Origin of the sequence: Shewanella maritima (assembly GCF_004295345.1) — a bacterium.
Taxonomy (GTDB): domain Bacteria; phylum Pseudomonadota; class Gammaproteobacteria; order Enterobacterales; family Shewanellaceae; genus Shewanella; species Shewanella maritima.
On record NZ_CP036200.1, the window covers coordinates 2,284,208 to 2,304,949 of the forward strand.

At 46.4% G+C, this 20,742-nt stretch carries 18 protein-coding genes; 6 read left to right on the forward strand and 12 right to left on the reverse strand.

The genetic code is table 11. The features are described from left to right. Position 1: 1 nt before the first annotated feature. The 9 genes from EXU30_RS09735 to EXU30_RS09775 form a co-directional block, all read right to left on the reverse strand. Complete coding sequence (locus EXU30_RS09735; RefSeq protein ID WP_130599576.1) at positions 2–199, reverse strand: twin-arginine translocation signal domain-containing protein; 198 nt, start codon at positions 197–199, stop codon at positions 2–4. 490 nt (positions 200–689) lie between these two features. Then, entirely contained in the window at positions 690–1,706 is a 1,017-nt protein-coding gene (locus tag EXU30_RS09740; RefSeq protein ID WP_130599578.1) for a formate dehydrogenase subunit gamma, read from the reverse strand. Positions 1,707–1,754: 48 nt separating this feature from the next. Continuing rightward, positions 1,755–2,351: a formate dehydrogenase FDH3 subunit beta gene (gene fdh3B, locus EXU30_RS09745; protein WP_130599579.1), complete on the reverse strand. Its 597-nt coding sequence runs from the start codon at positions 2,349–2,351 to the stop codon at positions 1,755–1,757. 28 nt (positions 2,352–2,379) lie between these two features. Further along, positions 2,380–5,229, reverse strand: coding sequence for a formate dehydrogenase subunit alpha (locus EXU30_RS09750; RefSeq protein WP_130603393.1), 2,850 nt, complete (start codon positions 5,227–5,229; stop codon positions 2,380–2,382). 16 nt (positions 5,230–5,245) lie between these two features. Then, positions 5,246–5,440: a twin-arginine translocation signal domain-containing protein gene (locus EXU30_RS09755; RefSeq protein ID WP_130599581.1), complete on the reverse strand. Its 195-nt coding sequence runs from the start codon at positions 5,438–5,440 to the stop codon at positions 5,246–5,248. A gap of 86 nt (positions 5,441–5,526) precedes the next feature. Next, positions 5,527–6,198, reverse strand: coding sequence for a TorD/DmsD family molecular chaperone (locus EXU30_RS09760; RefSeq protein ID WP_130603395.1), 672 nt, complete (start codon positions 6,196–6,198; stop codon positions 5,527–5,529). Positions 6,199–6,220: 22 nt separating this feature from the next. After that, positions 6,221–7,897 (reverse strand): 4Fe-4S binding protein, encoded by a 1,677-nt coding sequence (locus EXU30_RS09765; RefSeq protein ID WP_130599583.1) that lies wholly within the window; start codon positions 7,895–7,897, stop codon positions 6,221–6,223. 105 nt (positions 7,898–8,002) lie between these two features. Continuing rightward, positions 8,003–8,662 (reverse strand): DUF3306 domain-containing protein, encoded by a 660-nt coding sequence (locus EXU30_RS09770; RefSeq protein WP_130599585.1) that lies wholly within the window; start codon positions 8,660–8,662, stop codon positions 8,003–8,005. Continuing rightward, the gene (locus EXU30_RS09775; RefSeq protein ID WP_130599587.1) at positions 8,659–9,126 is read right to left on the reverse strand and encodes a DUF3305 domain-containing protein; all 468 of its coding nucleotides are present in this window, start codon (positions 9,124–9,126) and stop codon (positions 8,659–8,661) included. The genes EXU30_RS09770 and EXU30_RS09775 overlap by 4 nt, the downstream gene beginning before the upstream one ends. Before the next feature lie 350 nt (positions 9,127–9,476). On the opposite strand from EXU30_RS09775, the gene EXU30_RS09780 reads away from it, so the two are divergent. Then, on the forward strand, positions 9,477–10,328 hold the full coding sequence (locus EXU30_RS09780; protein ID WP_130599589.1) for a formate dehydrogenase accessory sulfurtransferase FdhD: 852 nt from the start codon (positions 9,477–9,479) through the stop codon (positions 10,326–10,328). A 49-nt stretch (positions 10,329–10,377) separates the two neighbouring features. Here the strand turns inward: EXU30_RS09780 and rlmF are convergent, their stop codons facing one another. Both rlmF and EXU30_RS09790 read right to left on the reverse strand, forming a co-directional pair. Continuing rightward, positions 10,378–11,529 (reverse strand): 23S rRNA (adenine(1618)-N(6))-methyltransferase RlmF, encoded by a 1,152-nt coding sequence (gene rlmF / locus EXU30_RS09785; protein WP_130599591.1) that lies wholly within the window; start codon positions 11,527–11,529, stop codon positions 10,378–10,380. A 43-nt stretch (positions 11,530–11,572) separates the two neighbouring features. Continuing rightward, positions 11,573–11,947 carry a flagellar basal body-associated protein FliL gene (locus EXU30_RS09790; protein ID WP_423213383.1) on the reverse strand — a complete coding sequence of 125 codons (375 nt, stop codon included), beginning with the start codon at positions 11,945–11,947 and terminating at the stop codon, positions 11,573–11,575. A 146-nt stretch (positions 11,948–12,093) separates the two neighbouring features. On the opposite strand from EXU30_RS09790, the gene EXU30_RS09795 reads away from it, so the two are divergent. Then, positions 12,094–12,660, forward strand: a complete 567-nt coding sequence (locus tag EXU30_RS09795; RefSeq protein WP_130599595.1) for a chorismate--pyruvate lyase family protein — start codon at positions 12,094–12,096, stop codon at positions 12,658–12,660. 161 nt (positions 12,661–12,821) lie between these two features. Here the strand turns inward: EXU30_RS09795 and EXU30_RS09800 are convergent, their stop codons facing one another. Next, positions 12,822–15,638, reverse strand: a complete 2,817-nt coding sequence (locus tag EXU30_RS09800) for an immune inhibitor A domain-containing protein (protein WP_130599597.1) — start codon at positions 15,636–15,638, stop codon at positions 12,822–12,824. A gap of 311 nt (positions 15,639–15,949) precedes the next feature. On the opposite strand from EXU30_RS09800, the gene EXU30_RS09805 reads away from it, so the two are divergent. The 4 genes from EXU30_RS09805 (at position 15,950) to hemN (ending at position 20,702) form a co-directional block, all read left to right on the forward strand. Further along, on the forward strand, positions 15,950–16,549 hold the full coding sequence (locus EXU30_RS09805; protein ID WP_130599599.1) for a YhgN family NAAT transporter: 600 nt from the start codon (positions 15,950–15,952) through the stop codon (positions 16,547–16,549). 189 nt (positions 16,550–16,738) lie between these two features. Further along, complete coding sequence (locus EXU30_RS09810; RefSeq protein ID WP_130599601.1) at positions 16,739–18,283, forward strand: ZIP family metal transporter; 1,545 nt, start codon at positions 16,739–16,741, stop codon at positions 18,281–18,283. A 38-nt stretch (positions 18,284–18,321) separates the two neighbouring features. Continuing rightward, positions 18,322–19,086, forward strand: a complete 765-nt coding sequence (locus EXU30_RS09815) for an NRDE family protein (protein WP_130599603.1) — start codon at positions 18,322–18,324, stop codon at positions 19,084–19,086. A gap of 275 nt (positions 19,087–19,361) precedes the next feature. After that, entirely contained in the window at positions 19,362–20,702 is a 1,341-nt protein-coding gene (hemN, locus tag EXU30_RS09820; RefSeq protein ID WP_242620404.1) for an oxygen-independent coproporphyrinogen III oxidase, read from the forward strand. Positions 20,703–20,742: the final 40 nt, after the last annotated feature.

Genomic DNA, 20,742 nt, shown 5'->3' on the forward strand with positions numbered 1-20,742 from the left:
CCTAGCCGCGTAAGCTATCGTAGTAACTGCGTACGTGAGCAGTTTCTTGATAGCCTTTTGATTTTGTATTGATTGCACTTGGCGCTTGCGCCTGTGCAATACTGATTCCGCTAACTGCTAATGCAGCACTTGCAGTGCCACCAACAGTTATCGCTTTCAGCAAAGATCTGCGGTTCAGATCGGGCTGTTGCTTACTCATCTTTACTCCTAAATGAAAGTGACCTTTCATAGAAAACAAATATATAAAAGGCACTTTTCAGACTGACTTGTTAGTTTTTTGTTTACAATTCGTCTAGTTACGCAGGTTCATCAGGCTGCGTATTTAAAGTGCAAACGCACTATAAAGATAAAGACAAGGGCAGTTTTTGACGTGACATCAGCTTTTGTTAATTTTTAAGGTTTTTTAACTTAAAAACGTCTACCAAATCACACTTATAAACATGCATTTTTTGTGGGGTTTTAGAGAGGATTTTTATTAAAAACAATATGTTAATTTGAGGTTAAATTTATCGAGTTTTCGCGATAACAAAGGACTGTACCACTTTAGGCATACAAAAATTAGCAGCACCTAAATGATGCATGTGAATTTGCACCCATGTTGAGAATTTGCAAACACCCATAAAAAAGCCCGTGACCAGATGTATCACGGGCTTTTCAATTTTCGACTAGTGCGAATTAACGAGTAACGCTTAGTCTTTGTACTTTAATGTGCCGTTATCTTTGATTTCGTCATACCAAAGGTTGTGATGCTGGATTGCCCAGTTTTCATCACAGTAGCCAGACACCATACACTCCATACCGCCTTCACTCAGTACGGTTGCCATCCAGATATGTACAATCGTAAATGCAATCAAAATTGCCGCACTTACACCATGAACTAACAGCGCTAGCATAGAAGCTTCACGCGGTAAATCTAGGTTAGGCAGTACTAGCATTAAGCCCGAAACACTGACAAACAGACCAAAGAAGACCAGCGTCCAGAACCACATTTTCTCACCCGCGTTCGCAAAACCAGCATCTGGATGCTTGCCTTTGAACGGGCCAAAGTTAATGTAGCCACCAACCACTAAGAACCACTTTAGGTCGTACAGTTTAAAGGTTTGCAATGGCATCCACTTAATCACACAAAGTAACCAAGACAGGATAAACACAGGACCTGCCCAATCGTGTGAGAATTTACTGAATGCGATAATGCCAGCCCATAAGCCTTCGCCAATATACGGTGCAAGGAAGTGGCGCCCTAGCATAATCAGAATACCCGTCACCATCAGTAATAAGCAGGCTACTGCCATTATCCAATGTAACCAAATATCAGCTTGACTCCAGCGGGCAACCATCTTGCCAGAGAAACCTTTATCTAGTTTTGACGCGCCATTCACCAGGTAAAACACTAAGAATGCAGCGAACACACCTACCACAGCTAGCGCAATTGCAGGCTTAAGGTATGTGTCGCGGGCGATTTTGCCTTCGTTACCAACCACATTGATCAGCACGTTAGACTCTAGGCCTTTGTCTGTACTGTATCCAGACTCGCCAGCTTTCACGGCGCGCCATAGATCGGCATCACTCGTTCGTGTTGTTGCTTGTTGCTGGCTTGATTGTTCATCGGCAGCAAAAGCAGTCGACGTGATTAACCCAAGTCCCATTACTAGAACTAACAGAGCAATTACGCTGTACAGTGATTTGTTTAACGATGCGTTTAACATTGTCACTCCTTGTTGGGCTGCGAGCGCACCCGCAGCCATTGCTCTTGGTTAGATCATTTCACCGGTTTTAGGGTTGTAGCCCCAAATGACATTTGGATTACCGCGTGCCGCCATACGGTTACGGTAAATGTCAGAAACCACACCAGCATCACCAGCAAGTAGCGCTTTAGTTGCACAAAGCTCAGCACACATAGGTAGCTTACCTTCGGCAATACGGTTAGCACCGTACTTGTGACGTTCTTCGCTTGAGTGATTTTCTTCCGGACCACCAGCACAGAAGGTACATTTGTCCATCTTGCCGCGGCTACCAAATGCAGTCTTTTTAGGGAACTGCGGTGCACCAAACGGACAAGCATAGAAACAGTAACCACAACCGATACAAGTATCTTTGTCGTGAAGTACAATGCCGTCTTCTGTACGGTAGAAACAATCTGCCGGACACACTGCCATACAAGGCGCATCAGTACAGTGCATACATGCCACTGAAATAGACGCTTCGCCTGGCTGACCATCGTTAATTGTCACCACGCGGCGACGTTGAATACCCCACTCTAAAGCAGAGTCGTTTTCGTTTTTACATGCTGTGACGCAACCGTTACACTCGATGCAGCGTTTGGTGTCACATAGAAATTTCATGACTGCCATAATGGCTTATCTCCTCATCAAGTTTCGGTTAGGCTTTGCTGATTTGGCACAAGCTGGACTTAGTTTCTTGCATCTGAGTCACAACGTCATAACCATAAGTCAGTACTGTATTTGCAGATTCGCCTATCACATAAGGCACAGTGCCTTCTGGATAGCTCTTCTCTAGGCTTTCACCTTCAAATACACCAGCAAAGTGGTACGGCATAAAGCTTTCACCAGCGATAACACGTGGGGTTACCATGGCTTTGACTTTAATCTTGCTGCCTTCCGGACTATGAACAAACACGTCATCACCATCGCGAATGCCGCGATCAGCTGCATCAGCAGGGTTCATCTCAATGAACATTTCTTGCTGTAGCTCTGCTAGCCATGGGTTAGAACGGGTTTCTTCACCACCACCCTCATACTCAACAAGACGGCCAGAAGTCAGTGCTAATGGGAAGTCCTTAGCAAAGTCTTTGTCTTGAATCGACTTATAAAGGGTTGGAAGACGTGCAACCATACGGTCATCGTAAGTTGGGTACTTAGCCACAAGATCACGACGAGGAGTGTATAGCGGCTCGCGGTGCACAGGAATATCGTCTGGGAAGTTCCACACAATCACACGTGCTTTCGCGTTACCGTATGGAATACAACCATGCTTGATTGCCACGCGCTGGATACCACCTGAAATATCTGTTTTCCAGTTTTTACCTTCAGCGTGTTTCTTCTCTTCAGCGGTAAGCTCATCCCACCAGCCAAGCTGTTTCAGCATGTCTGCAGTGAACTCTGGGTAACCGTCTTGGATTTCAGCGCCTTTAGAGTAGCTGCCTTCAGCAAGAATATTGTTACCGTTATGCTCAACACCGTAACGCGCACGGAAGTTACCACCACCGTCTTTCACTTCACGGCCTGTGCGGTACAGAATTTGTGTACCTGGGTGCTTCATTTCTGGTGTGCCCCAACAAGGCCAAGGTAAACCGTAAGTTTCACCTCTCGCTGGGCCACCTGGCGCTTCCAGTGAATCTACGTCGAATGTACCCCAGTTTTGCTGGTGCATCTTCAGACGCTCTGGGCTTTGCCCCGTGTAACCAACCGTCCACATACCGCGGTTGAACTCGCGAGTAATGTCTTCGATGACAGGCTCTTCACCTTTCACTTCGATGTTCTTGAAGAACTCTTTCTCAAAGCCCCATTTCTTAGCCAGTTTGTACATGATCACGTGATCAGGTAGTGACTCGAATAATGGTGTGATGACCTGATCGCGCCACTGCAGTGAGCGGTTAGATGCAGATACAGAGCCGTAAGTCTCGAACTGAGTTGCAGCAGGTAATAGATACACACCGTCTTTACGGTTGTGCATAACACCCGCCATAGTTGGGAATGGGTCAACAACCACAACTGTGTCCATTTTATCCAGTGCTTGACGCACCTCGCGGCCACGAGTTTCGGTGTTAACCGACTGTCCCCAGAAGAAGGCAAGACGGATATTGTCTTTCTGCGCGATTTTAGCACTGTCTTCTAGTACACCATCGTGCCAACGAGAACACGGAATACCTGTCGAGGTCATAGGGTCTTGGCCAAGGTAGTTACCTTGGTCGAAGCGGCTTTTCACCCACTCGTAATCAAGATCCCACACGTTTGCCCAGTGCTTCCAAGAGCCGGTCTTCAGACCGTAGTAACCAGGTAGGGTATCGAACAATAGACCGAAGTCAGTTGCACCCTGTACGTTATCGTGACCACGGAAGATGTTCGCGCCGCCACCTGAAACGCCCATGTTACCTAGCGCTAATTGCAAGATACAGTAAGCACGAGTGTTAGCATTACCCACGTGGTGCTGAGTACCACCCATACACCAAACAATGGTGCCAGGCTTAGTTTCAGCTAACATTTTCGCTACGCGGTACATTTGTGCTTTTGGCACACCGACAATGTTTTCAACTTCTTCTGGGTGATACTTCTTCACTTCTTCTTCGATACGTTCCATGCCGTATACACGTTGAGAAATGAACGACTCATCAGTCCAGCCATTTTCGAAGATATGCCATAGAAGACCGTAGATGAATGGGATATCAGTACCTGGACGAATATGCACAAACTCATCAGATTTTGCTGCTGTGCGAGTAAATCGAGGGTCAACTACAATGATTTTCGCGCCGCGCTCTTTACCCACAAGAATGTGCTGCATAGCAACTGGGTGAGCTTCACATGGGTTAGAACCAATGAACAGCATGCATTTAGAGTGGCGGATATCGTTAAACGAGTTAGTTTGCGCACCGTAGCCCCAAGTGTTAGCAACACCGGCTACCGTGGTAGAGTGACAAATACGTGCAGAGTGGTCGACATTGTTGGTGCCCCACATCGCCGCAAATTTGCGATAAAGATAAGCTTGCTCGTTTGAGAATTTCGCACTACCCATAAAGTACAGAGAATCTGGGCCTGACTCTTTACGGATGTCTAATGCTTTTTGACCAACTTCTTCAATGGCTTGATCCCAAGAAAGTTTCTTCCACTTACCGCCTTCAAGTTTCATTGGGTACTTAAGACGTTTTTCACCATGGCCATGCTCACGAAGTGAAGCACCTTTTGCACAGTGGCCACCTTGGTTAAATGGGTGGTCAAATGCTGGCTCTTGGCCTGTCCAAACACCGTTTTGTACTTCAGCGTAAATACCACAGCCTACTGAACAGTGAGAACAAATAGTACGTACAACATCTGTTGGTGCATCATGAGGTACATCTTTAGCTTCAGCTTTACGCATCATACCTGCGCCAAGCATTGAAGCTGCGGCAATTCCACCTGTCGCTAAACTAGCTGACTTTAAGAATTGGCGACGGTTAAGACCTAAGCCCGGCTTTTCAGCCTTTGCGACCGTGTCTGTTTTGCGGGTTAATCGCATCACACACTCTCCTTTATTATTTGCTTAACGAGGCATAGTAACGACGGATATGCTCTGTCTCGCGGTAGTTGTCAGATTTTGGCTCTGCGGCAACTTTAGGTGCCGCAGCCGAAGCTGATGCACTTACACTCGCTACAGCACCTGCCGCACCACCAATCGCCAATGCTTTAAGCAGTTGACGACGGCCCATGTCGGAAGCTTGCTTCTTCATAGTGTCTCCTTGTTGAAAAGCCCTAACCCTGGTTAGGGCAAAAATGCGATGGTTTGGTTAGCTTTCAAAAAGGCTAACCTTACTCATCAATTTACTTTTACGACTTCGTCGTTTTCAGCTACCGGCTCTAAGTCAGCACTACCTGGACAATTCACCGGAATATCTAAACTCAACTGCTCAAACTCAACGGCTTCGGTCTCAAAAAAGGCCTCAGCCAGTTTGGCAACTGCAAGATAAAATTGTGCGCTTGGGCAGCGCGCTAATGTTTCACAAAAACGTGTGATCCAAGAACCGATATGACGCTGGTAGAAAGCAAGCTGGCGGTAGCCTGGCGCTTCCATAATGAGCGTACCCATCACCTCACATAGTGCGGCAACGTGATCTTCTGGCTCTTTAACGTTTTCTTCGCGTTCAAAACCCATTTGCATTAGGTCGTTACGTAGCAGTGCTAATGGTTTATCCATTAATGAACCGGTTTGGAACCAGCTGCCATAAGGCATAATTTCACCACTACCTACACCGTAAAAGATGGCAAAGTACTCATCTTCTAGTGCTTCAACATCAGCTTTTTTAGCCGCTTCACGCAGGCCAACCCAAGCTGTGCTCATGTTGTTGTCTTCTTCCTCTTCAACTTCCAGCTCAGCTAAAAATTGCAATAATTCAGCGCTTGGATGACGGCGTAACAACGCAGCTAATAGCTGATAAATATCGGCTCTAAGCTGATCGTTTTCTTTCACTTCTCTCACATTTTCGGTCATAACTTCGGTCATAGCTGATCTCTTATCGCAATTGCTTTTCTGGATCTTGAAGGATGTCTTCAAACATATCTTTCACGCGGCAGTCGCCACACATTTTTAGTCGCTCCACATTGGCACTAAAGGCACTGTGTTCACCTACCATATCGAGCATTTTGTGCACCATAGACTGAGTAGCAAATGGCGCGCCGCAGCTTATACATTCAAATGGTGGCTCATCTTTAAGGGTTTGCTTAGCGCTGCGCTCGTCGGCATTAAAGTTAACTTGCGAAACTAGGCTAATCACCTTTTCAGGACATGAGGTTTCACACAAACCACATTGCACACAGTCTTGCTCTACAAAGTGCAGTGCAGGAGTATCGCCACCATCGGTCAGTGCTTGAGTTGGACAAGTTGACACACATGACATACACAAGGTGCACTTGTCTTGGTCAACGACCACTTTGCCGTAAGGCACATTGGCGATACTTAATTGAGTATCGATTGCTGCTGCCTGGCTATTGAGATGGTCAATTGCTTGATACAACACATCACGCTTGGCATTAGCTGCATCGCTTGCTTGCAGCGTCATTGGCACCACAACTGGCCATGAGTTGCTCACCACTAAATCGGCATCTAGGCTAGCGAGATCTTCAACACCAATGACACGCAGGCGCTGAGGTTGACCCATTTCATCTAGAATGCGATTGGCAAGTCCTAGCTCACCTTCAAGCATTTGGTTGAGCGTTGGCGCGGTAGCTGGGGTATTTAAAATCAATACTTCACGTGCGCCAAAGGCAAGCGCTGCTAACCAGTGGTCAATGCTCGCTACTGTAATCTCTTCCAGCGCCACAGGTAGTACGTCACCACTTAGGTTGTCGTCAATCGCTTCACTGCCCACACCTTCATCATGGAACATAATCACGGGCGCAACTTGAGCATCAGCGCGGTAGCGGCTAATTAACTTTTCAAGATAGCTGTGTAGTGCTTTTGGTGTCGGTAGGTCATAGCTAATGGCGCCTGTTGGACAAAGGTTGGTACAACTGCCTGCGCCATGACAAAGATAAGGGTCGATTTCGATTTTCTGTTCAATGCTGCTAATAGCATCGGCAGGGCAGAAGTTCAGGCAGCGGTTACAGCCATTTACGCCGTTGCGGCTATGGGCACATACATCTTCGTTAACTTTAACGTAGCGCGGCTTATCGAATTCACCCACCAGCTCAGGAATTTGTGCAATAGCATCATCTAGCTTGGCTTGGTCTTGACCAACATAGAAGTAGCCTGCTGGCAGCATTTCTAGATTAATACAAGGTTGGTCACTTAAATCAAGAATGGTATCAAAGTGAGCCTGACGCACTGCCACCACGCTTAACTGCGCTGTGCCATTGTCACCTTCAACGCTTACCTGGAATTGGCCTAGGAAGCCTTTAATACTGATAAGTTTGTTGTAGTAGCTTTCAACTTCAGTTGCGGCGTTCATCACTTTTTCTAAGTGGTCGTCATCTTGGCTGGTGATGTCACCATTGGCCAAAATAACACGGCTCCCCATCATTGAAAGTTTATCTGCCGCTAAGCGGGCAAGATCTTCAGGGCCAATAATAAGCACATGGCCTTGAGTGGTATAACTGACGGTTGGCGGGATCAGATTCTGCAAAATCTGCGTACTCGCCATGGTTTGCTGCCGAGCTTTTTTAAGCTCTAGCTGGTTTTGTATCATACTCATCGCGTTCCTAACTTGATGCCAATTAGCGCAAGGTAAACTTGGCTTAGCATTTAAGTACTGTTTTGGATAGCTTTAACCGCTACACAGTCACAACTTGCTTAGGTACTAAGTAGTTGTATTCGCCTCATCACTGGCTTGTGCATGCTTTACCAGAGCATCACTCTGGTGGTGCATAGGGTTTAGCTCGTCTGCCGTAACAGTTTGGTTTAGTTCTAGGTTATCTTGTTCTAAGTTATCTAGTTCGTCGCCTGCCAATGCTAAAGTTTCATCAGTTTCAGCATCTGTATCTGCGGCGATTTGCTCCTGCGCATCCTCTTCTTTATCTTCATCCTTGATCACATGGCGGAATACTTTCTTAGCCAGCTCCGCAGATACTTCAGGCGACAACTTAGGCTGATTGGTGTAATCAAGCGCATATTCAAGCAAGCCATCAATTTCGTTGTATTGTGGTTGCTTCCACAGCGCTTTAAGCGCAGCTTGTTTTGCCGCAGGGTCAACGTTGTCAGCCATAAAACTGGCAAAGCTACCGCCTACTTCAATCGACTCAGGATCAGGTAAATCCTCAGCAGTTAAAACTTTGTCTTGTGTTTGTTCAACTTGCTCCAGTTGAGTGTCGTTTGCAGCTTGTTCAGCTTGCGTCTCTTGCTCGACTGTTAGCGCTTGTTGTTCAGCAGTTTGCTCATTGACCTGCTCAGTGAGCTGCTCATCGGCTTCCTTAGCTACTTGCTCCTTGCGCTGTTGCCAGCGACTCAGGAAACCACTCATTGCATTCTTCCTCCAAGGTTCGCACTCGGACCTTGGTTTTTGCGTCGGTTAACATGCTTACGACGGTGAGCACTAATTTCAACTTCGCCATGTTTTGTAATAAACGCTTCAATCCAGCAAGCTACTGCAGTTGGCATTGGAATATTAAGGACTGGCGTGTCAGCTTCTAAACAACCTGCGCCCACATTTTGGTCTGCTGAAATTGCAGCAGGGATCCAGGTGCCATCTTCCAATTCATCACACACGATATAGAGCATGGTGTTATCCATATCGAGATTTAAACGGTAGCTGCCGCGTTGGTCGCGATATAACTCAAGCAGGATAAGATGCGCTCCTTCTGGCGCAGCCTGGTTACCCGGAACAAATTGATCCACTTCCCAGCGCACTGAATTCCAGCGACCCATTTGGGTTTCTACCTTCTTCAGCGATACATACATTGGCCAAACATTATCAGTACGTTGCATAAAACTCGTTGCCTCTGAATACTTGCCATTAAATAAACTTGTGATACCACCCCAGCAAAGCGATGCTCACCTGTGACTCACTCAATACGTTAGATAGGAGCAAAAATAGTGCCAATAATTTTGAGTAAATAAGTTTGAGCTAGATCGCTAAAACCTAGGTCTAGTTGGGACAATTTGTCCGAGAGCTTTATAAAAGTAGGACAAAACAGGCCGATTCCCAGTGAGGATTTTGCAAGACTTGCGCTAGATCACGCTATGACAGCCTCAATAGCTCTGAAATTACAGAAATTGCTATGCTGAAAACAATTCGACCTTAGGTTAATCCAACTCACTATTAAGGCTCCTGCGCTATGACAGATACCCCTCAAGTCGCTGCTGCAAACAAGGTAAAACTGGTTAAAACTCAGGCACAAGTGCCGCTAACGCTGCCAGTAAAAGCCATTGATGACAAAGGCGAGCTAGTCGATAAATTTGTTGCCTGTGAACGACCATTGACTGTGTATTTGAACTGGCGCCCAATCGTGACCTTAATGACGTTAGGCGCTAAACCTGAGTCGCTCACGTTGGGCTATTTGAAGAATCAGGGCTTTATTAGTGACTTGAATTTACTGGAGTCTGTCATCGTTGATTGGGATGTAAATTCAGCGGCGGTAATTTCTAAAGAAACCTCTGATGATATTGAAGAAAAGCTATCAGAAAAGACTGTAACCTCAGGCTGTGGTCAAGGCACAGTGTATGGCGGTTTGATGCAAGGGCTCGATGATATTAGCCTGCCAACACCGAGCATTAAGCAGTCGTTGATTTATCAACTGTTAAAAAACATCAATGCTTATAACGACACTTACAAAAATGCCGGTGCTGTGCATGGTTGCGGTATTTGTCAGGACGATCAGATCCTTGCCTTTGTCGAAGATGTTGGCCGTCACAATGCGGTGGACACGCTAGCCGGAGATATGTGGTTAGAGCAACAAGCAGGCGCAGATAAAATCTTCTACACCACAGGCCGCCTAACCTCTGAAATGGTGATTAAAGTGGCCAAGATGGGCATTCCAATTTTGCTGTCACGTAGCGGTGTAACCCAAATGGGTCTAGAGTTAGCGCAAAAGCTAGGTATTACGCTGATCGCTCGCGCCAAAGGTCGTCACTTTTTGGTGTACCACGGCGCTGAAACCATTGAGTTTGATTGTCTCGCTAAAGACTAGCTCACAGGCTCAAGACCACCAGCTCAAACCCACTCGTTCAAACCAAAGATCAGCTCAGCTGCAGCCACTGCTTTTGCGTGGCTGCATCCATAAAACTCCAGGCAAGAATACGAGTTATTTTATTGCCCTGATGCATGTCGATTTGCTTAACTTGAGCCGCTTTATGCTTAGCCAATAGCGCCTTACACGGTTTAAGATTTTCCGACTTAGACACTAAGGTGGTAAACCAACGCACCTGAAATGCAAACTGTTTGCTCTCGTTAATCATATTACTGAGGAACTGAATCTCACCACCATCGCACCACAGCTCCGCCTTCTGACCACCAAAATTTAACTCGCCCTTGGTATTAGTTTGCGCTGCGGCTTTATTGCCAATTGCTTTACTTTGACCAGCCGCTTTATCACCAAATTTAGCCTTTCTGTTGGCATCCAGGTTAGCTAGTTTACGCTTAGTGCCCGCCATGGCATCAGCAAGTGACTTGTGAAACGGCGGGTTACATAGCGTGACATCAAAACGGTCATCTGCGTGAATGACTCCAACAAACACATTGTCTGCATTAGCTTGCTGACGTAATTGCAGTTGCGTCGCCGTTAGCGAGTTAGCTGTGGCAATTTGTCCCACATTGTCCAATGAGATTGGGTCAATGTCGCTCGCCACAAACTGCCATTGGTATTCGCGAATGCCCAGCAGTGGATAAACGCCATTTGCGCCAGTGCCGATATCCAGCGCTTTGACTTTGCGTTTGCTACCAGCACGCGCACCAATGAGATCGGCAATATAGTGCAGATAATCAACCCGCCCAGGAATAGGCGGGCACAAGAAGCCTTGAGGGATATCCCATTCTCGAATGTCATAGTCGCTATATAAGATCGCGCCATTAAGTGCTTTTACCGCTAATGGATCGGCAAAGTCTATCGACAAATGACCAAAATCATTGGTTTTTACATGCTTACGCAAGCTAGGTACCGCTTTGATTAAGCGTTCAAAATCATAGCCATGATTGTGCTTATTGCGCGGATGCAGTGATTTGCTGATATTGCGCTTACCAACTGCCGCTTTTTGCGAACTTTTGCTGCTGATTTTGGCGGATTTATTGGTGCGTTTTTTCGAAGAAGCGGACTTGCTGACTGGGCGATTTTGCTTATTGTTTGCAGAGCGAGCCTGATGTTGGCTCGCCTTAGAAGATGATTTTGCAGACATTGATATACTGGTGTTAATCCTACAGTTGCTAAGCGCAACGGGGTTAATCGTACAAGTATTTGGTAAATAACAGATTAACTACAGTGGCTTTGCCCGTTTCTTGTTCTATCAAGCGATTAACGGTTTCGAAGCACTCGCGGCGAATTTCTTCACGCCCAGCAAGTGACTTTACTTTATCTTCCGCCTGATTACCTAGAATCTCCACAATAGCAGAGCGTAGTAGTGGATCATGATGTTCTAGGTCAACCAAATCATTCGGGTTAGACACCATCAGCTCGACACTGATTTTAACAAAGCCAAGCTTTTTGCGATTGGAAATATAGTTGGTGACGATATCTGGCTCAAAGCCATAATAAGCATATTCTTGCTCATCTTCTGCCACTGCAACTTTGACACTTAAAAGTAAACTCAACACCATCAGCAGTGAAGCGATTCTTTTCATTAAGGAGTCTCCGCAAAAAGTCATGTGTAATTAATAATCTACAGTGTAAACCTTGATTATAGTTTTTGCCTAGTCGCTGACATGGTAAACTGCGACTCGCCACGTATTGTAACGAGTTTTTGATGACAGTGACTAGTGTTAGCTTCCCCTATGGTGAGTCCATTCAATGGTTTTCTCCTAAAACCAGCCACAACTTGCCGCAAACCCAATTAAAAGATTGGCTGTTGGATGAAGGAAGCCTGACGCAAAAACTTAAAGCCCACTGTCAGCAATTTAGCGTAACCGTGCTGGGCGAACATTTGCATTCGCCGTTAGACGGTGAGTGCCCCCACAGCCAGCATCCGATGTGGATCCGCGAAGTATTACTGTCACTCGATGGCACACCTTGGGTATTTGCCCGCACCCTGATCCCACAATCAATTATCGATAGCCCGCAACACACCTTCGCCACCCTGGGTAATCGCCCACTAGGAGAGCTGTTATTTAACAGCGAACACATCACGCCAGGTGATATTGAAGTGGCGCAATTTGCTAGCTGCGGCAAGCTCGCTTACCTGGCGCAAAGCCTCAAGCAGGAAGTATCTGATACTTTATGGGGACGCAGACGCTACTTTGACCTGGAAGGCCAACAACTCATCGTTAGCGAAATCTTCTTACCCGCAGCGGTAAAGCACATAATGGCGCAATAATTACCTCTCAATTTAGTACCTTCACGGTTTTACTCATTAACGCCATAGGAACAAAAAGCGCTCAGTCACATAGGTAACAGAGCGCTTCATGAACGAGTAGACTTGTTTAAACGAATGAGCAAAAGTAAGCAGCCTAAACTCCTGCCAATACGCTCGCAAACCTAGGGTATACGTGCTTTCCTACGCAGCGCAAGAGCAGTGAGCGCAACGAGACCAAACCAGCCTAAACTACCGCCACCAGAGTCACCGCCAGTGGTTGGCTGCGGCTCAGGATCTGGAGTCGTAGTTGCAGCTGAAACCGTCACGGTTTGCGAAGCACTAGCCGTATTGCCAAGCTCGTCGGTCACCACAACTGACACATTGTAGCTACCCGCTGCAGCATACGTGTGAGAGACACTTGCTTGCGTACTACTATTACCGTCACCAAAATTCCATTGGTAACTCAAATCACCAAACCCTTGGCTGGCATTAGCAGCAAAACTGACAACCAGATTATTTGCGTTCGCTGTCATGGTGACTTGTGGATCAATAACCACTCGCACACTGTTACTGCTATTTACACTCGTGCCTGTACTGTCAGTCACAGTTAATGACACCGTATAATCACCCGAGCTGCCATAGGTGTAACTCGGCGTCATTTCTGTACTAGTCGCACCTGCAACGCCAAAGTCCCATTGATAGCTGTAGTTACCATCACCACCTGCAGCTTGAGCATTAAAGCTTACACTAGCTTGATTAGCAGAGTGGCTAAAGCTTGCTGACAGCTCAGCTGGCGCGACACCATCGCGCTTAAAGCGCACAGTAGCAGTCGTGCTATCCGTAGCCTGCGCAATTACCTCCATAGTGAGGCCAAGTTCTGGTAATTTGATCCCAGCTTGTGGTTTAGTTGGCGAACTATAGTCTTGCGAGTCGTCAAACATAGGATTAGCACTTAAGTGGTTGTCACCAAAGTAACTTTGTTGATCGTACAGGCTAAAGGCTGCGTCACGAATTTGTACGTCAGTGGTATTGCTACCAATGAGGTTTTGGTCAGCATCCACGACACCAATCAAACCTTCACCAGCATGTTGTGACGAGTTGTTGTCAGAAAATGCAAAATTTTCCAGCCATAATAGTACACCAGGCTCATACAAGCGTGAGGTTAAACCGGCATCAATATCTTGATGGGAACGCAGCTGCACTAGATATCGTTTGCGCTCGCCTGGACGTTCATCTGTAATGCGAGCATAGCCGCTGAGCGTCATAGCGCCGTCAGTTTCAGCGTCATCTTGATACACCGCAGTAGAGCTATTCTCGATGAGGATATTATCGATGGCGATACCATAGTCGCCCACCGCCTGGTCGGTCACATAGGTAAACTCCACTGTGACATTTTGTCCAGCATAGGCTGTTAGGTCATAAGTTAACTCCACCCAAGAATCGACTCCGGTTGCTCCAGGTACTGTGCTCGATTGCCCAGTAATAAAGTGATTCACCGCACCAAAATAAGGATTATTAACCTTAGTGTGATTACCGGGCACTGAAGTGCCATTGACCAGCACCTGCATATAGTCATAATCGACTTCGATGTTCCAATGAGCTTGGAACTTCAAGGTCAACGCAGAGCTTGTGGGCAATGCGGTTGTAAACGACATGCGATTATCTAACTCATGCCCTTGGCCAGAATAGTATTGATAGCTGCCGGCAAATGGCTGCTTAAAGGCGATGGTTGATGAGGGTAAATTAATCGATAATTGATTCACTTGCTCAGTGTTCACAGCATGATTAAGGGCAACATCTAACCCTGAGCTGGTAATACTTGATAACGGAATTTGCTGCTCGTTAACCCATTTACCCTTGTACTTGTTTTGTAAGAACGAGCGCGCATAAGGGCTAAAGCCTGTTGGCTGCGAGCCCGCAATTGAGCCTGTCCAGCTGCCACCAGACATCAGCGACCACGCCCCTACTGGCGAGCCATCTTCCGACGAGGTATTAATATCGTACTCATCAGGCAAGCCTAAGTCGTGGCCAAACTCATGGGTACAGACACCAATACCAGCATCAATGGGCTGAACTGTGTAGCCAAACACCTTCATGTTTCTACCCGGAATGGTATAACCAGTAGTTTGCTGGTCAACAAAAAAGCGGTGTGACCAAATAGCATCGCTGCCAAGCTTACCACCACCGGCCTCTTCACCAATACTCGAGTGGAACAGCATAATATGGTCAATGATGCCGTCTGGCTCATCGATGTTGCCATCGCCGTCGATATCGTATGGATCTTCAATATCATAAGTCGCCAGCTCAGCGTCGCTCATACCAGCCACAGCTTTGGTCACAGCCTCTTTTACTAACTCAGGTACAGCTTTATCGTCACCATTATCATTACCACCATAATAGGCGGCATTATTACTGGCGGTCACCCAATCGAGCACCTCACCGGTAAAGAAGAAGCTTTGCCCTGAGGCAGCTTGAAAATACTGATAAGCAGATTGCAAATTTTGATTGCTTGGGCCGTTAAATCCACTGGTTGAGAACAGTAGGTTTTGATAATGCGAGCTTGGATAGCTTGAGTAGTACATTTGTGTATCACTAGCACTCAAACCATTGTCGTCATGTTTAAGGTCTGGAAAATCCACCAGCACACCCATGACTTTAACGGTTTTAGTGACATCACTGTCAGCCATTAGACTCATGGTGTGAGATGCCTTGCCATGTTTATGTAGCTTAGCGTGCGCTTTCGCTTCCAGCGCAATGGGTTGATGACCGCGTAAATTACGACGACTAATATAAGCAGCGACAGCGGCTTGCTGCTCAGCAACACTCGCATCGCTCGCTAGTTCTCCTCGCTTTACTAGCCAGTAAAGAATTTGCTGTTTATTAATCACCCCTGGATCGGCCGGTGTACCATGATGCGGTGCACTCACTGCCGAGGTAGGCAGCGCCAAAGCACTGCCCAACACACTCGCTAGTACACTCGCCTTAACTGCTTTGTTCATGACGACTTCCTTACCTGTCTTATGACTCGCTATTATTGATAATTCTATAATAGCCAACGAATTCACAAAACATTAACAGGAGTTACCTGCGAAATATACGCCGATGGCAAGCTTTTTTAGTTCATTAGATGTGACGCTCTACTTTGGTCACGCCAACTCGCACCAAAACCAATAACAGGCTCACTTAAAATCAGTGATTTACCATTAGTTTTAAACAAATTGCCACAAGTTTGTCATCCTCAATTAGCCTAGTTTCATGCTACTCTTTACTACCCAGCTACAATTGAACAAACATCTTTTTAGGAATACCAATGGAAACCCTTTCAGCCGCCATAATGTTATTTTTGATTATGGATCCTCTCGGCAACCTGCCAATCTTCAGTGCAGTGCTAAAACATGTAGAAAAAAAACGCCGTAAACAAATCCTGATCCGAGAATTGCTCATCTCGTTGGCAATTATGATGGTATTTTTATTCACAGGTGAGGCCATTCTTAACTTCTTGAGTTTAAAACAAGAAGCAGTCTCTATTGCTGGCGGTATTATCCTGTTCTTAATTGGTATTAAGATGATCTTCCCATCAGAAGGCGGCATAAGTGGTGTTGCTGCAGGTGAAGAGCCGTTTATTGTCCCGCTAGCCATCCCACTCGTTGCGGGTCCATCCATCTTAGCTGCGCTGTTGTTACTGGCGCATACTGATCCAAACCGTATGACCGACTGGAGCCTAGCTCTGTTTGCAGCTTGGTCAGCTAGTGCGGTGATCTTGATGATGTCTGACGTATTCCACCGCTTATTAGGTGAAAAAGGCTTAACCGCTGTAGAGCGTTTAATGGGTATGTTACTGGTGATGATCTCAATTCAAATGTTACTTGATGGCATTATCGCTTATCTCGAGTTTGCCAAAACCCTGTAAGTTTGCGGTAAATACTGCATTGCTCGTAGGCATAAGTTAAATCAGCCTGGTGATGACTTGCGCTTCACCAGGCCCGCCCACATTGTAAATTCTGCTCAACTCCGCTATTTGCTTTGCTAAAACCCGTAACAGAAGTGATATACTGTAGCACTTTCGACTTTGACTACTTTATATACCTGTTAGGGAATCATGCTCTATCTCGTTGCCAGCTGTATCGCGCTATTATTTGGGCCGCTTTGCTACCGCTTTTTCTCCCAAGGCAGTGGGCTACAAAAAGCGCTCGACGGCTTTATTTTTGTCTCCCTTGGCGGACTTGTACTCATTCACATCATGCCTGAGCTTCTCGAGCATGGCGGCTGGCTAACGCTGGTTTTTGTTGCCCTTGGGCTTTGGGGGCCAACAGCCAGTGAGCGCGTATTTCATCAGTACTCCCACGTAACCCACAATATCACGCTAGCACTCGGTATCGGCGGACTATTGCTACATACCATCACAGATGGCAGCGCCATGGTGCTAGCTCAGCAAGATAACTATTCAATCATGTTGGCGATTGGGGTTATCCTGCACCGCTTACCCGTTGGCTTAGCCATTTGGTGGCTGCTCAAACCTCAAGTGGGAAGCAAATGGGCAAGCCTAGTCATTGCGGCAATGATGCTGCTAACTGCCGCGGGTTATTTTGGCAGTGAGCAAGTACTTGATCAGTTAAGTCTTGAAAATACAGCCTTGCTGCAAGCCTTTGTAACTGGCTCTATTTTGCATGTGGTGTTGCATCAACCTCATGTAGAGCATGATCAACAACAAACAGATAAATACCAGTACCACGCTGGAGTAGGCAGCCTATTAGGCTTGGGACTGTTAGCAATAATGCTACACTTTGATGCTGGCTGCAGTGCCAGTGGTGATGTTCACGACCATAGTCATCATCATGGACATGACCACGCTCAGGGGTTTGAGCAGTTGCTCGATTGGTTACTCCTAGTTGCACCTTACCTAGTGCTCGCTTATCTGGGCGCTGCGCTGCGTTTTAAGTTCGACCTAAAACCTGACAGCCACCATTTATTTGCCCAGTGGCTACAAAGACTTATCGGGCCTGAGGCACTCATTATTAGTTTGATGCTGCTTGGTCCCGTTTATGGGGTTATTCATTTACTCGTTGCGCTTGCATTAAGCCTGCTCCTAAGTAAACAAGTAATTGCGGTTACTGACCCACATTCACAGCTACCTAGCAGTCCTTGGCAATTTGGTTTTAGCCACATTGTCGACCGTAGCGCCCCTTGGGTTATTTTTAGTTTAGTGGTGGCTCATGTTATTGGTCATCCTTCAATGCCGTTTGCTAACCCTTATATACAGTTAGCTATTCTATTCGCAGTATTTTTACCGCTGCGTTTTTGCAACCTCGGCGCTGCTATCCTCGCAGTGGCTTTGGCGCTAAGTGGCTGGTCAGCTGCCGCAGTAGTCTTTGTGCTAATCGCCGCGCCGCTTATCAACTTGGCGCAATTTAAGCTTATGAGCGCCTTACAAATAGCTATGAGCATAGCTTGCATAATGGTTGCAGTCGCCGCTATCAACGCGATTGGACTACCACAAGCAAGCCAATACAGCTTACCAAGTTGGCTAAACGGTATTAGCTTAGCCATAATTGCGCTATTGTTTAGTGCAAGTTTGCTAAGAGTCGGCCCGCGAAAGTTCCTTGCCAGATTAATGCTGAGCCGACCTCATGCGCATCACCATTAGACTAAAGCAATTGGGCTGATATTTTTTGGAGTTTGAGTATGTGCATTTTGTTTATCGCTGTAGATACTCACCCCAAATATCCTCTCATAGTATGTGCTAATCGCGACGAGTTTCACCATCGCCCAACCCAGGCAGCCCAATACTGGCAAGCTGATAATAGTGATAAGCGCATTTTAGCAGGGCGAGATCTTCAAGCTGGCGGCACCTGGCTGGGCGTATCTGAAACAGGGCAGTTTGCAGGACTAACAAATATTCGCACAGCTCAGGCAGAGACCCACTTACGAAGCCGCGGTGAGCTCGTGGTCAATGCGTTAGTTCATCAGCTCGACCATCAATGGCTAGCAGAACACGCCGCACTATACTCACCCTTTAATTTGATTTACGAGCAGCAACAGACGCTGTTTTGCTTCAATAGCCAGCAGCAAACATCTACCCCATTAACTCAGGGCTTTCATGCCGTTAGTAATGGCTCACTTGATGAGAAGTGGCCGAAAATGGCAAAAGGCGAGCAAGCGCTAGAGCAGTTAATTAAGCAACAGGGTGAACTCGATATTAATCAGTTGATTGAGATCATGCTCGACAACAGCACAGCTAAGGATGAGCTACTGCCACAAACTGGTATTAGTTTGGAATGGGAACGCTTGCTGTCGTCTATCTTCATCAAACATGCCGAATATGGCACCCGTTCAACCAGCGTGCTACTCAGAGATAAATGCGGCAGTTGTAGCTTCACTGAGCGCCGCTATGATGGCAAAGGCCGTAATCTGGGTCAGCAAACCTTCTCGCTTACGGTAACACCCTAATGCTGCCTGCGCATATGGTCAGCTAGCTCGCCACACTATGTAGCCCGCGCAGCAGCTGAAAAAATGCAAAGACAAAGCTGTGAGGCACACCACAAAACTTAACAATCACAGTCAAAAACGCCTATCAGACCCATAAAAAATTAACAACAAATACCAATTTTACAACCTAGATCATAGTTATTTGCCCTTATTAACTGCATACTTCGGTGGTTGCTAATTTACCCTCCGGAGGACACGCCTTGAAGCAGCCCACACAGATTAGTTGGGATCAGTCGATGATCGAGAAGTACAATTACAGCGGTCCCCGTTATACGTCTTATCCGACCGCACTCGAGTTCGACGACACTTTTACTGAGCAAAATTTATTAACGTCGATTGAGAACAGTCAATCAGACAAGTTGTCGCTATATGTGCACATCCCATTTTGTGCCAAGCTTTGTTATTACTGTGGCTGTAATAAAATCATCACTCGCCACGCCCACAAAGCCGACCAATATATTGAATATCTAGCGGCTGAAATTGTTAAGCGCGCACCATTATTTAAAGACTACACAGTGACTCAAATGCACTGGGGTGGCGGCACGCCAACTTTCTTGAGCCCTGAGCAAATCTTAAAGCTTACCGCACTGATTAAGTCACACTTCAACTTTGCTGAAGTGGGTGAGTTCTCAATTGAAGTTGACCCACGCGAAATCGAGCTAACTATGCTTGATACTTTGAAAGAAGCAGGTTTCAACCGTATTTCTATCGGTGTACAAGACTTCAATAAAGATGTGCAAAAAGCAGTGAACCGCGAGCAAGACGAGCAGTTCATTTTTGACTTAATGTCACGCGCTAAAGAACTTGGTTTTGTATCAACCAACGTTGACCTGATTTATGGTCTTCCGCTACAAACACCAGAAACCTTTGCGCAAACTATTGCCCGCATCATCGAGCTATCACCGGACCGTTTATCAGTGTTCAACTATGCTCACTTACCATCGCGCTTTGCCGCTCAGCGTAAGATTAAAGATGCTGACATGCCAACGCCGCAGCAAAAACTAGACATGTTGCACCAAACCATCGAGTCATTAACCAACGCCGGTTATCAATTCATTGGTATGGATCACTTTGCTAAGCCTGACGACGAGCTAGCACGTCTGCAACGTGAAGGTAAACTGCACCGTAACTTCCAAGGTTACACCACGCAAGAAGAGTGTGACCTACTTGGCTTAGGTGTCTCTTCAATCAGTCAGATTGGCGATTGCTACGCGCAGAACCAAAAAGACTTACGTCCATACTATGAAGCGATTGATGATCAAGGTCATGCCTTATGGAAAGGCTGTAGCTTAAACCGCGACGACGAAATCCGCCGCGCTGTGATTAAGCAAATCATTTGTCACTTTGACTTAGATATGGCTGACATCGACCAGCGCTTTGACATTAAGTTTGAAGATTACTTCGCAGAAGACCTAGAGCTAATGCAGACCTTCCTTGATGACAAGCTGGTAGATATTACCGACCGTCGTTTAACTGTGAGCCCAACGGGTCACCTGCTCATTCGTAATATCTGTATGTGTTTTGATGTGTACTTCCGTCAAAAAGCCCGTCAGCAGCAGTTCTCTCGCGTGATTTAATCACCCGATTTCGATACTGTTTAGATGCAAAAAAGCCAGC